Here is a 13,308-nt window from a genome sequence, read left to right on the forward strand (position 1 = left end):
CCACCATGAACGGCAGTATCGCTCACTTCGGCTGCTCACAGCGCCGATGGACGGGCATCCCCGTCGAGGATCGGGACGTACAGCGGCGCACCCGACGGGAGACCGACATGACCTACCAGGACCTGCTCACCACCCTGACCGACACCGCGCACGAGGTCGGTGAGCTGCTGCTGGCCGCACCGCGGTCGGCCCCCGCGGTCACCTTCGACGAACTCGCCGCTTCGTTCGCCGAGTCGGAGGCCCCGGGCGAAGCCGTGGTCCGACGGCGGCTGGGGGCGCTGCGGCCCGGTGCGGCGTGGGCAGAGGAGCTGGACAGCCTGGCCGCGCTGCCGTCGGACGGCGAGGTGTGGATCGTCGACGTCGTGGACGGGGCGGTGCAGTTCCTCCAGGGGCTGCCGCAGTTCTGCGTCAGCCTGGCCCTGGTGTGCGAGGGCGAACCGGTGGCGGCCGTGCTGCACGCCCCGCTGCTGAACGAGACGTACACGGCCGCCCGGGGGCACGGGGCCGCGCGCGACGGCCGGCCGATCGTCCCCTCGGTGAAGGCGGACCTGGCCGCGGCCGTCCTGTCCACCAGCCAGCCGCCGTTCGTCGCACGGCAGCCGGAGGCCGCCGAGCAGGCCGGCCGGTCGCTGTCCGCCGTCCTGCCGCACGTGGCCGCCGTACGCAATCTCGGGCCCACGTCCTGGCAGATCGCCGACACCGCCGCCGGACGCCTCGACGGCTTCTGGGAGTTCGGCCGGGACGACACCAACCTGCTGCCCGGCGTCCTGGTCGCCCGCGAGGCGGGTGCCGTGGTCACCGACGCGGACGGAGGACCCTGGAGGGCCGGCTGTGACAGTTTCCTCGTCGCGGGGGAAGCGCTGCACAAGAGCCTGCTGGGCGTGCTCGCGGGGCGCGACTGAGAACGCGTCGCGCACGGCCGGCCCCTCCCGCGCGGACGCGTGGCTGAGCTCGCGTCGCCGCACGGCCGGATCCCTCCCCCTACGGGCACGCGGCTGAGAGCGCGCGCCGCACGGCCGGCCCCTCCCCCACTGAGACCGCGCCGCCGCGGCCGCGCCCTTCCCCCGCGGGCCTCCGGCTGCCTAGCGTGCGTCCATGGATCAGCGACAGCGACCGTCCGTACGGCACTTCGACCACTGCCCCTGGCTGTTCGCCGCGGAGGCGACCGAGGAACAGCGAGCCGCGCAGCGGGAGTCGCAGCGGGCGATCGGCGGTGACAGTGAGGTGGGTGAGCGGTGTTACGTCGCGGAGTCCGCGGCGGTGTTCCCGGACCGGCTGCGGCTCGGGAACGACTCGTACATCGCCGCCCACGCCTACGTCACCGGGGAGTTGACCACCGGCACGGACTGCACACTCAACCCGTTCACCACGGTGCGCGGCACCGTCGCGCTGGGCGACGGCGTACGGATCGGCGCGTACAGCTCGCTGCTGGGCTTCAACCACTCGATGTCCCCCGACCGGCCGGTCTTCCACCAGCCGCTCACCAGCCGGGGCATCAAGGTCGGCGACGACGTGTGGATCGGCTCGCACGTGATCGTCGTGGACGGCGTGACCATCGGCGACCACTGCGTCATCGGCGCGGGAGCGGTCGTCACGAAGGACCTGCCGCCGTGGACGGTGGCGGCCGGGAATCCGGCACGGCGGCTTCGGGACCGTCGGGAGACGGAAGGGGGGCGCGTCGACCGGGGCGCAGGCGGCCTGCTCGGCCGGGGTGGCGACCTCCGCGCGCAACGGGGCGCGGACCTGTCCCTGAGCCGCTTCGCGGATCGCGCCCGCGCCCAGGCCGTCGACCTCCTCGCCCGCTGCTGGGACGGCGAGCTCTACGTCGACCGCCCCGGTGCCGCGCCCACCGTGCGGGCGCACTGCGACGCCGTGGAGATCGCCGACCTGCTGCTGGGCCGCGCGCCGGAGCCGTTGACCGCCGACGAGCACGTCAAGCGGCTGAGGGCGGCCCAGGACCCGGCCACCGGCCTCGTACCCGAACTCGGGGAACGGCCGCCCATGATGGAAGACGACGGCTTCCTCCGCGAGGGCGCCGCACTCTACCACGTTCTCTCCGTCGGCTACGCCCTCGACCTGCTGGGCGCCTCCTTCCCACACCCGGTGTGCGGTGTACGGGACATGACGGCACGTCAGTTGGTCGAGCGGCTGGACGGACTGCCGTGGCGCGACGGTGCGTGGGGGGCGGGCGCCTGGATCGACGCCTGGGCCACGGCCGCCCGCTGGAACCTGCGGCGCGCCGAGGCGGACGGAGTGCGACCGGGCACTGTGGAGGCGTTGTTCGGCTGGCTGCTGACCCGGGCCGATCCCGCGACCGGGATGTGGGGCACCCCTGGCACTCCCTCGCCCGGGGCCGGCCGACTCCAGGTCGTCAACGGCTACTACCGGCTCACCCGTGGCTCGTTCGCCCAGTTCGGTCTGCCGGTGCCGCACCCGGAGCGGGTCGTGGACGCCGTCCTGGCCCACGCCCGCGACAGTCGTCACTTCGGCGCGGGGCGGGAGAACGCGTGCAACGTGCTGGACGTGGCCCACCCGCTGTGGCTGTGCACCCGGCAGCTCGGGGCGGGCGTGGGCGGCGACGGCTACCGTACGGCAGAGATCCACGCGTGGGCCGAACGGCAGCTGTCCACGCTCCTGCCCCGCTGGCAGGACGGCCGGGGCTTCGGCTTCGGCCCCGGCGGCTCGGGGCCCGGCCCGGAAGCGGGGCTTCAGGGCACGGAGATGTGGCTGGCCATCGTCTGGTACCTGGCGGACCTGCTGGGCCGCTCCGACGAGCTCGGCTACCGGCCGCGCGGTGTGCACCGGCCGGAGCCCGCGGCCGGATCCGCGCTCGCGCGTGCGTGAGGGGTGTGGTCGGGAGCGGTCGGTTCGCTCAGTGTGCGCAACAGCAACCAGCTCAGGACGGGCATCAGGATCAGCGGAGTCAGCGCGGTGCCGACGGACGTCGCGTCGGCGAGGCCGCCGATGAGGGGGCTGGTCAGGCCGCCGACGCTGACGGTGAGGCCGAGGGTGATGCCGGCGGCGGTTCCGACCCGGGAGGGCAGGTAGTCCTGGCCGAGGGTGACCTGGAGGGAGAAGGGCACGTAGAGGCCGGCGGAGGCCAGGGCGAGAAAGAGGTAGAGCGCCGGACCGGGGACGGTCACGATCCCGGCGACCGCGACGGCCGTCGCCGGGTACGACCAGCGGCAGACGGTCACCCGGTCCCAGCGGTCGGCCAGCCTGCCGCCGAGCACGGAACCCACGGCGCCGCCGAGATAGAGCACCAGGAGCGCCGCGGTGCCCGCCGCCCTGCTGCCGCCCATGCGCTGCTCGGCGAGGAGGGAGACGAACGTACTCAGCCCGACGAAGACGACGGACCGGCAGACCACCACCAGCGCGAGCCGCACGAACGACGCCCGGTCGTCGCCCGCGGCCGACGCCGCCACGTCGGCACGGGCGCCTTCGAGGCCCTTCCGCGCCCGCATCAGGGGCAGGCAGAGCACGCTGCCGACGAGGGCCGGTACCACCAGCAGCGGGGACAGCCGCAGGCCTCCGGCGGCGACGACCGCGAAGACCAGCACCGGCGCCAGGGCGAACCCGATGTTGCCGCCCAGGGAGAACCAGCTCATCGCGCTGTGACTGCCGCGGGCGGCGAGCCGTGCTACGCGGGCGGACTCGGGGTGATAGGCGGCCACGCCCAGCCCCGACACCGCCACGCACACCAGCGTGAGTCCGTAGGACCCGCTCACCCCGCTCAGAGCGATGCCCACGCCGCCGAGCAGGGTGCTCACCGGCAACAGCCAGGGCATCGCCCACCGGTCGGTCAGCACACCGAACACGGGCTGAGCGACCGACGACAGCAAGGACGCCGCGAGCACGACACCGGACGCGGCGGCGTAGCCGTATCCGCGCTCGGCGACGAGGAACGGCACGAGCGCGGCCACCGCGCCCTGGTAGACGTCGACGCAGGCATGGCCGACAGAAAGGAGAATGATCGACTTGTTTCTCGACACGTCACCATCGTCGACAGCACGCGATTGTCCTACTTCCAATAAACTGCCAACCAATGACGCAGATCCGCCATCAGCCGGTCGCGCCGACCCGGACCCAGAGAATGGCAACCGGTGCGGAGATCGACGCCCACCGGCACGACGACCACCAGATCGTGTACGCCGGGCGCGGAGTGCTGACCGTGACGACCAGCAGAGGCACCTGGGTGGCACCGGCGACACGCGCCATCTGGGTCCCGGCCGGCACCGTCCATGCCCATCAGGCCCACGGCGAGCTGGAATTGCACCTGGTCGGTCTGCCCGCGGACGACAACCCGCTCGGGCTCGGGGAGCCGACCGTCCTGGCCGTCGGCCCCCTCCTGCGGGAGCTTCTCCTGGCCTACACGCGTGCCCCGCTCGACGAGAGTCCGGAGCGCGCACGGCTGCGCGCGGTGCTGCTCGACCAGTTGCGCGCCTCACCGCAGCAACCGCTGTACCTCCCCACGCCCACCGCCCCACTCCTGAGGGACCTCTGCGACCGCCTGCACGCCGACCCCGCCGACCACCGCACGCTCGCCGCCCTGGCCCGCCAGGTCGGCGCCAGTGAACGCACCCTGTCCCGCCTCTTCCGGGCCGACCTCGGCATGACCTTCCCGCAGTGGCGCACCCAACTGCGGCTGCACCACGCCCTGGTCCTCCTCGCCGAGGACACCCCGGTCACCACCGTGGCCCACCGCTGCGGCTGGTCCTCGGCCAGCGCGTTCATCGACGTCTTTCGGCGCACGTTCGGGGATACGCCGGGGGTGTACCGGGGCCGTCGGTCCTGAGCCGGTGGAACTCCGGACCGCCGCCCCGGCGTTGCACCCGTGCACGGACGCCGGAGCCGTGCGGACACGAGGGGAGCTCGAAGCGTGGCGCGCATACTCGTCATCGGAGGCGGCGCAGCCGGTACGGCGGCCGGACTGGCCCTGCACAAGGCCGGGTTCGAGGTCGCCGTGTACGAGGCGCATCCCACCTCCGCCGAGGACATCGGCGCGTTCCTCACGCTGGCGAGCAACGGAATGCGGGCCCTGGCGCAGATCGACGCCTCCGACGCGGTCACCGCGATCGGGTTCCCGTTGGCCACGATGCGTCTGCTCGACGGCAGCGGCGCCGAGTTGGCGAACCGGCCGCTCGCCGGGTCCGGCGATCCGCTTTTCCGGTACCGGTGTCTGCGCCGGGGCGAGCTCAACGCCGCCCTGCAGGCGGAGGCCGTACGCAAGGGCGTCGACGTTCGGCACGGCGTCCGGCTCGCCTCCGTCGAGGACGGCCCGGATGCGGTCACCGCCCACTTCACCGACGGCAGCACCGCGACCGGCGACCTCCTTGTCGGCGCCGACGGACTGAACTCCACCGTGCGTCGGTCGTTCGGGCCCGCCACACGGCCCGCGTACGCCGGTGAGCAGGTCTTCTACGGTTACACCACCGAGGCGCCGGTGACGGAGGAGACCACGCGCATCACGCTGATCCGCGGCAGTTCGGCAGCCTTCGGGTACGCGGTGAGCCCCGCCGGGGAGACGTACTGGTTCGCCCGCGTCACGGGCGAGCCGCTGCCGCCCGAGGACGTGGCGAACGGCACGCCGGCCCGGTGGCGTGATCTGCTCGTCCCGCTGCTGCGTGAGGGCGCCACCCCGGCCGCCGGCATCGTCGCCGCCACCGCCGACAGCATCTTGGTCACCCACGCCACCGAGATGCCCCTCGGCGCTCCCTGGCGCGCCGGACGGACCCTGATCATCGGTGATGCGGCGCACGCGGCCTCACCCGCGACCGGACAGGGCGCGTCGATGGCCCTGGAGGACGCCGTCGTCCTCGCGAAGGCCCTCCGGGACGCCCCGGACACCGAGCGGGCCCTGACGGCCTACGAGTCGCTCCGCCGCCCGCGCGTCGAGCACAACATCGCCGCGAGCGGACAGATCTCGCGGCGCGCCGACTCCCCCGTCGGCGCGGCCCCGTTCACGGACGACGAACTGCTGCGGCACCTGGACTGGGGCACGGACGCCTGGGCGCCGGCCCGGGACGCGTGACGCCGCGTCAGCCCAGCGGGTCGTCCAGCGGCACGTTCCGCACCCCCGGCAGGTTGCCGTCGAGTTCGCCCGGTTCGAAGCGGCACATGCCGACCGCGTGCCAGAACTCGCCGGTGACGTCGCCCTCGTACTTGTAGCCGCCGGACGGTGACAGCGCGGCCCAGCCGCCCGGCATGCCGACGAGCGTGGCGCGCAGTGTGGCCGGGGCGTCGGCCGGGACGTTCCACAGCCGTACGGTGCCGTCCTCGCCGCCGCTGGCGAGGAGGGAACCGCCGGGGCTGAACGCGACCGCGAGCACGCGGCCGGTGTGGCCGGTGAGGGCGGCGGTCTCACGGCCGGTGCGGGCGTCCCACAGGCGGACCGTCCGGTCGTCGCCGGCTGTGGCGAGGAGGGGCCGCAGGGGGTGCACCGCGGCCGTCCACAGCTTGCCGGTGTGGCCGGTCAGCCGGTGCAGGACCGTGCCGTCCTTCCAGATCACCGCCCGCCCGTCCCATGAGGCGCTGGCCAGCCAGGAACCGTCGGGCGCGAAGGTCACGGCGTACACGCGGTCGGTGTGCCCGTCGAGTACGGCGGTGATCCGGTGCTCGTGTATGTCCCAGATCCGCACCTTCCGGTCGTCGCAGCCGGTGGCCAGGACCGCGCCGTCGGAGCGGAAGGCGATCGAGCGGACCCGGCCGTAGTGCTCGTCGACGGTGGCGACGTGCGCGCCGGTGGCCCGGTACCACAGCCGTACGGTGTCGTCGTCGTTGGCGGTGGCGAGCAGTTCGCCGTCGGCGCTGAACGCCTCGGCCCAGACGTGTTCCGTCTCGACGTCCATCTCCCGCTGGTACTCGCCGGTGGCCGCGTTCCACAGGTACAGGTCGCCGTCGCTGCTCGCGGTGGCCAGCTGGGTGCCGCCGGCGGGGCTGAACACGGCCGAGACCAGGCGGTCGCTCTGGCCGGTCAGTTCGCGCAGCCTGCGCCCGGAGACGGAGTGCCAGAGGCGGACGACGCCGTCGTTGCCGCCGGCCGCGAGCAGGGAGCCGTCGGCGTTGAAGGAGAGGGTGCCGATGCGTCGGCCGTGGCCGCGCAGGATGCGTCTGCCCTGGCCGGTGGCCGGGTCCCAGAGCCGTACGACGCCGTCGTTGCCGCCGGTCACCAGCAGCGAGCCGGTCTCCGGGGCGGGCGTGTCGCCGTGCGGGCGGAACTTGCAGACCCAGACCGAGCCGCGGTGCTCCGAGGGCTGCCGGCTGAGCGGCACGGCCGCGGGCGGGCCGCCGGGGACCGGATCGGCCGCCGGGTCCATCCGCCACAGCCGGACGACGCCGGCGCTGTCCCCGGCGGCGAGCAGTGTCCCTTCGGGGTCGAACAGCACCTGGTACACGGCGCCGCGGCAGCCGCCGAGCAGCCCTGCCGAGCCGCCGGCCGCGAGGTCCCACAGCCGCACCTCCCCCTCGGTGTCGCCGCTCACCAGGAAGCGGCCGCCGGGGTGGAAGTCCAGGGTGTAGACGCGGCCCGCGTGCCCGGTGAACTCGTGCAGCACCCGCCGCTCGGCGACGTCCCACACCCGGACCGTGCCGGACCGCCCGTCGCCCATGTCCCCGGTGGCCAGCAGGGTGCCGTCCGGGCTGAACCGGGCCCGGAACACCGCGCCTCGGTGCCCCGGCAGTTCGCCGAGCAGCCGCCCGCCGGCGATGTCCCACAGCCGTACGGCGGCGGAGGCGTCCCCCGTGACCAGCGTGGTGTTGTCCGGCCCGAAGGCCACCGTGTAGACGGGGGCGGAGTGGCCGTGCAGCCGGTGCAGCGGGGTGCCGGTGGCCGCGTCCCAGAGGGTGACCACGCCGTCGGCGTCGCCGGTGGCCAGCAAGGAGCCGTCTGCGTCGAGGACGACCGGCCAGACGCCGGCCGGGTGGATCGGCAGGCGGTGCCGGCACTGTCCGGAGACCGGGTCCCACAGTCGTACGGTCCCGTCGGCGCTGCCGGTGGCGAGCACCCGGTCGCGGAACTTGACCGCGTAGACCCGGCCGGTGTGGCCCTCCAGGGTGCGCAGGGGGACGCCGGTGACGGCGTCGCAGACCAGCACGCCGCCGTCCTCGCTGCCCACGGCGAGGAGTTCGCCGTCCGGGCTGTAGGAGATCGGCTCGGGCAGGCGGCTGGTGCGCATGTCGAAGCCGTAGGGCACCCCGACCGCGGAGGGACGGAAGCCTGAGTCGACGGCCATCCCGGGGGCGATCGCGGCCGCGGCGAGTTCCGGGGTGCCCGGCAGAGCGGACCCGGTGGTCGCCGAGACGAGCGCGGCCCGCCTCCAGCGGCCGCCCTCGACGCGGACGCCGGTCAGGTCGGTGCGGATCAATCGGGCCCGTCGCAGGTCCGCGCCCCGCAGGTCGGCCCCCGTGAGGTCGGCACCGTCGAGCCGCGCGCCGGTCAGCCGGGCCTGGCGCAGTACGGCGCCGGAGAGGTTGGCGCCGACCAGCCGGGCGTCGGTGAGGTCGGCGCGGGTGAGGTCGACACCGGAGAAGTCCCGGTACGACAGGTCCTCCCCGGCCAGGGCCGCGCCGCGCAGGTCGGTGTGGGCGGGCACGCGCAGCCGGGAGAGGATCTTCACGGCGTTGGTGCGGGCGACCTCCGCAGCACCGGAGTCCTCCGTGCTCAGCACCTGTTCGGCCCACTGCTGGCAGGCGCGGTGGTCGGCGAGGTCGCAGAGGAACTCCACCGCCAGTTGGCTCAGTTGACGCCTGCCCAGCAGTGCGGTGTCCCCGGCGGTCAGCCGCACCGCGCACTCGCGGGCGATCAGCCACTCCACCACCGAGCCGTGGATGAACCGGAACAGTCCGTCCTCCGTGCGGACCAGCAGTGTGCCGGAGCCGACGGCGTGCGCGGTCTGCGGCACCGAGAGGCGGCTGTCCGCGAGTCCGGTCATTGTCTCGGCGACGTCGGTGAGTTCGTCGAGGCGCAGCGAGTCCTGGCCGCTCTCCCACAGGCGCAGGGCGAGCGCCGTGACCGCGTTCCACAGCTGGTCCAGGTCCAGCCCGGGCGCCCGTCCCGCGGAGCCGCGCTCCTCCTCGAAGCGCAGCCAGGCGGTCAGCACCTCCTGGTAGAGCCCGGCGGGGCTGAGCGCACGGCCGGCCCCGGCGACCGCGCGCAGCTGCTCGTCGTCGAGGTCGGCGACGAATCCGAGCAGCCGGGGGTTGCGGCACAGGGCGTGCAGGTCGGGGATGGCGTCGAGGAGGCGCACCCGGCGTTCGGCAGCGCGTTCGTCGCCGTCGTAGCGGTTGACCAGGTAGGCGTGGACCTGCTGGGGCGTGAATTCCTGGACCGCCAGCACCCGGCGCCGCGGGAGCAGGCCGACGCGTTCGCCGAGCGCGGTCAGTACCTGGCCCTGGGAGCGGAAGTGCTGGGTGCGGCAGCTGACGACGATCTTGGCGCTGTCCACGGCGGAGTCCAGCAGCACCTGGAGGCGTTCGGCGGCGCGGTCGTAGGTGACCTGGTTGACGAGTTCGTCGAAGCCGTCGAAGAGCAGCACGATCCGGCCCTGCTGGAGCATGTAGCGGAAGGCGCGCAGGTCGATGTTGTCGACGCCGTGGGCGGCGAGGTGGGCGGCGACCAGGCCCTCGAAGGAGTAGGCCCGGTCCAGGGCGTGCAGTTCCACCAACAGCGGTACGACGTGCGGTAGTTCAGCGGGAATACGGCGGGCGAGCTCGCGCAGGGCGAAGGTCTTGCCGTGTCCGAAGTCGCCGAGCAGCAGCAGGAACCGGCCCTGGTCGGAGTCGAGCAGCCGGAGCATGCCGTCGACCAGTCCGTCGCGGTCCTCGGCACCGATGCGCTCCACTTCGCGGTACCGCTGGGGCAGGTACATTCCGGGTGGGTAGCGGAGGTCGGTGCGCAGCCGCTCGCTCTGCGCGGCGACGTATCCCCGCAGGTCGAGCAGGCCCTGGAACTCGGTGAAGCTGCGCACCCGGATGCCCGTGCGGCGGGCCAGGTCGCGCAGGTCGCGGGCGGGCGGCGGGCCGTCGTGGACGAGTTCGGCCTCGGTCTCGGAGTCCGCGGCGTGCACGAGGGCCGCGAAGCGTTCGATGTCCTGTCTGGTCGGGGTGCCGGTGAGCACGGCCACCCGCTGCTGGCGGACGAAGTCCGACTCGGTCCAGGTGACCAGCAGTTGGGGCATCGGTCCGGCCACCGGGCGGATCTGGGCGCCCTCGTGGCGGGTCCGGCAGACCTCCGCGACCCGGGCTAGCAGTATCTCCACCGGGGACTGCACGGCGCGCGGCTCGGGCTCCGCCGTGGGCCTGATGTCCGGGTCGGCCGGATGTGCAGGGTCGGTGGCGGCCGGATCCTCCGGGCCGAAGGCGCGGTCGGCGCGCCGCCACTCCACCTGGCGCCGCCGGGGCTCGCAGGGGCCGTCCCAGTCCGCCAGGCCGTCGCGGCTGATGCGCAGCAGTTGGTGCCGGCCGGGCCCGGCGGTGCCGAGCACCTGTACCTCGCCGGACGAGGTGGCCAGGACGGAGGGCGTGCCCGGGCCGGCCGGGCCGTGCAGCAGCAGGTGCAGCCGGGGTGCGGTGAGCCGGGTCAGTACGTCGGTGTCGCGCAGCGGTTGGGCGGCGTCCGGGACTCCACCGCGCACCGGGCCGGTCGAGCGCGCGGCGCCCGGTGGATGCCGCTGGACGCCGACGCGCAGCCAGCCCTCCTCCTCGTACGGGCGCAGCGCCTGGGCGAACCAGGCGGCCTGTTCGGGGCCGACCATGCCGTACTGGTCGTCGAGGCGGTGGCTGTAGGCCATGGAGGAGTTCAACCCGGCGACGACGGTGTGGAGTTCGGGTACGGGGAAGAGGGTCCACGGCTGGTCGCTGTCGAAGACGACGTCGAGGCCCTGGTAGAGCTCCTGGAAGAGCCGGGCGAAGTGCCGCCACTTGGGCCAGTACGGCGGACGGGGCGGCAGCTCGTCGGCCTCGCAGGTGCTGAAGTAGGCCCGGCAGGCGGCCTGGTTGACGTCACGGCCGCCGGGGACGAGGGCGACCCGGTGTGGTTCGAGGCCGAGCAGGGCCCGCAGTCCGGTGAGGAAGGTCAGCGCCTGTTCGAACTCCCGGGGGCTGCCGGAGGCGGTCAGGTCGCCGGTGATCACCAGCAGGTCGGGAGCGGGTGCCCCGGCGTCGGTGAGTTCGACCAGGTCGCCCCAGATCGCCGCCTGCAACTCGGCGGGGTCCTGGCCGCGCCCGAAGGAGGGCCCGGCGAGGTGGAGGACGGTGACCGCGTCGCGGGCGCCGGCGTCCGGAGCGACTCTCGGGTACGTCGGCGGTGCGGCGGGCCTGCGCCGTCCGGCCCAGCCGGGGCGGCCGAGGGGTCTGCCGAGCGGCGGTGCGACGGGTACCGCCGGGGCGGGGGGCGGCGCCGGGTGGCCGTTGTCGCCCGGGTAGCCGGGGCGCAGGCTGGGTCGGGCGCGGCCGTCGAGGGCCTGGCGGACCCGGGTGAGGAGCAGGTCGCGGGCGGTCGACGGGTCGGTGACCGGGACCAGATCGACGTACGTGATGGTGGCGAGCAGGCCCTCCACCGGGATGTCCTCGACGCGCACGGTGAGCAGTCGACGCTCGGGCGCGTCGGGGTCGGCCCGTAACGCGGCCTGCCACTCCATGCGGCCGTAGCGGGAGCGCTCGTAGTTGCGGGAGAGTACGGCGATCACGGCGGCCGATTCGCTGACCCCGCGGTCCATGAAGTCCACGAAGTTGGTGCCGGCCACGAAGTCCCACGCCTGCAGGACCGTGCGGTAGCCCGCCTCTTCCAGGGTCCAGGCGATCCAGGACGCCCAGCGTTCGTCGGCGGGTGAGTAGCTGACGAAGAAGTCCAATGGCCCGGTGTCCCCCGGGTCGATCTGACGAGCCACCATCTGTCCATGATGCATGGAGAAAGCGTCGATACAGATGATTTCTCCAGCCACTGTCGACAGGCCCCGGTCACAGCGGGGCACGAGTGTGCGACGCTTCCACCCGTGCGTGTCCTACTGCGTCTGCATGTGCTGGACCGGGTGGCGATCGGGCTGCTGGCGGCCGGACTCCTGTGCCTGGCCACGGGGTTGCTGCCGACCGGGTCGGCGGCCGATGCCATGACCCGGATCGCCCCGCTGCTGGCGTTTCTGGGCACGGTGATCGTGCTGGCCGAACTCACCAGCAGGGCCGAGGTGTTCGACGTGGTGGCGGCCCGCGTCGCACGGGCGGGGCGGGGCAGCTACGCGGCCCTGTTCCTGCTCTGCGTGGCGTTCGCCTCCGTCACCACCATCGCGCTCAACCTCGACACGACCGCGGTTCTCCTGACGCCGGTGATGTTGGCGCTGGCCGCCCGGGTCGGCATCGCGGCCGTGCCCTTGGCGATGACCACGGTGTGGCTGGCCAACACGGCGAGCCTGCTGCTGCCGGTGTCCAACCTGACGAACCTGCTGGCCGCGGACCGGGTCGCGCTGTCCCCGCTGGGGCTGGCCGGCCGGATGTGGGCGCCGCAGCTGGCGGCCGTCGTGGTGACCATGGCCTGCCTGTGGGCGTTCTACTGGCGGCGCGGTCGGCGCGGGGACGGTTCGTCCGGCACCGGGGAGGACCTCGGGCGAGCGGAGGCTGCCGGGGGCGTGCCGAGCCGCGTCGGCGCCCCGTCCGGCGGCCCCGGCGCGGCCCGCGCGGACGACCTGCGGGCAGGGGGCGCCGACCGCTACCTGCCGCCCGAGGTGCACCGGCCCGCGGATCCGGTGCTGTTCCGGGCGTGCGGCCTCGCCTGCGCCGGGTTCCTGCTCGCGATCCTGGTCGCCGACGTGGAGCTGTGGATCGCGTCCGCGACGGCCGCGGCCGTCGCCGTGACGGCCTTCGCCGTGCGCCGCAGGTCGGTGCTGCGGCTGTCGCTGGTGCCCTGGCGGCTGCTGGTGATGGTGCCCGGGATGTTCCTGGTCGTGGAGACGGTCAACGCCAACGGGCTGCACGACCTGCTCGCCTCCGCCGTCGGCCACGACGGCGGCCTCTGGGGCCTGTTCCGCGCGGCGGCGGTCGGCGGCGGACTGTCGAACGTCCTGAACAACCTCCCCGTCTACCTGGCCGGGGAGGCCGCCGTCCCGCTCGGCAATCACGACCAACTCCTCGCGCTCCTCATCGGCACCAACGTGGGCCCGGTGGTGACACCGTGGGCCTCCCTGGCGACGCTGCTGTGGTACGAGCGGTGCCACGCGTACGGGGTACGGGTGCCGGTGGCCCGCCTGATGGGCACGGGCGCGGTGCTGGCCGTCGCGGCGGTGACGGCGTCGGTGGCGGCGCTGGCGCTGACCGGGTAGG

General features: G+C 73.9%; 7 protein-coding genes. 5 read left to right on the forward strand and 2 right to left on the reverse strand.

Going from position 1 to position 13,308, the window contains the following annotated elements; genetic code table 11:
* The first annotated feature begins 5 nt into the window (after window positions 1–5).
* Together ACFYWX_RS37665 and ACFYWX_RS37670 are read left to right on the forward strand one after the other, a co-directional pair.
* Window positions 6–902, forward strand: coding sequence for an inositol monophosphatase family protein (locus ACFYWX_RS37665; protein ID WP_389429396.1), 897 nt, complete (start codon window positions 6–8; stop codon window positions 900–902).
* Window positions 903–1,095: 193 nt separating this feature from the next.
* A complete protein-coding gene (locus ACFYWX_RS37670) occupies window positions 1,096–2,844 on the forward strand; it encodes a DapH/DapD/GlmU-related protein (RefSeq protein WP_389429398.1) in 1,749 nt (582 codons plus the stop codon).
* On the opposite strand, the gene ACFYWX_RS37675 is transcribed toward ACFYWX_RS37670, so the two are convergent.
* On the reverse strand, window positions 2,781–3,992 hold the full coding sequence (locus ACFYWX_RS37675) for an MFS transporter (RefSeq protein ID WP_389429399.1): 1,212 nt from the start codon (window positions 3,990–3,992) through the stop codon (window positions 2,781–2,783). The genes ACFYWX_RS37670 and ACFYWX_RS37675 overlap by 64 nt on opposite strands.
* Window positions 3,993–4,045: 53 nt before the next feature.
* Here ACFYWX_RS37675 and ACFYWX_RS37680 point away from each other — a divergent pair, with 53 nt between their 5' ends.
* Window positions 4,046–4,795 (forward strand): AraC family transcriptional regulator, encoded by a 750-nt coding sequence (locus tag ACFYWX_RS37680; protein WP_389429400.1) that lies wholly within the window; start codon window positions 4,046–4,048, stop codon window positions 4,793–4,795.
* A gap of 84 nt (window positions 4,796–4,879) precedes the next feature.
* Window positions 4,880–6,031 carry an FAD-dependent monooxygenase gene (locus ACFYWX_RS37685; protein ID WP_389429401.1) on the forward strand — a complete coding sequence of 384 codons (1,152 nt, stop codon included), beginning with the start codon at window positions 4,880–4,882 and terminating at the stop codon, window positions 6,029–6,031.
* 7 nt (window positions 6,032–6,038) lie between these two features.
* Here the strand turns inward: ACFYWX_RS37685 and ACFYWX_RS37690 are convergent, their stop codons facing one another.
* On the reverse strand, window positions 6,039–11,903 hold the full coding sequence (locus ACFYWX_RS37690) for a TIR domain-containing protein (RefSeq protein ID WP_389429403.1): 5,865 nt from the start codon (window positions 11,901–11,903) through the stop codon (window positions 6,039–6,041).
* Between the two features lie 87 nt (window positions 11,904–11,990).
* Between ACFYWX_RS37690 and ACFYWX_RS37695 the strand changes: the two genes are divergently transcribed.
* A complete protein-coding gene (locus tag ACFYWX_RS37695; RefSeq protein ID WP_389429404.1) occupies window positions 11,991–13,307 on the forward strand; it encodes an SLC13 family permease in 1,317 nt (438 codons plus the stop codon).
* Window position 13,308: the final 1 nt, after the last annotated feature.

This window comes from Streptomyces sp. NPDC002888 (assembly GCF_042888465.1).
Lineage (GTDB): Bacteria > Actinomycetota > Actinomycetes > Streptomycetales > Streptomycetaceae > Streptomyces.

Coding starts and splice junctions, on each gene's coding strand:
- ACFYWX_RS37665 (WP_389429396.1), top strand. CDS start 6: ATGAACGGCAGTATCGCTCACTTCGGCTGCTCACAGCGCCGATGGACG.
- ACFYWX_RS37670 (WP_389429398.1), top strand. CDS start 1,096: ATGGATCAGCGACAGCGACCGTCCGTACGGCACTTCGACCACTGCCCC.
- ACFYWX_RS37680 (WP_389429400.1), top strand. CDS start 4,046: ATGACGCAGATCCGCCATCAGCCGGTCGCGCCGACCCGGACCCAGAGA.
- ACFYWX_RS37690 (WP_389429403.1), bottom strand. CDS start 11,903: ATGCATCATGGACAGATGGTGGCTCGTCAGATCGACCCGGGGGACACC.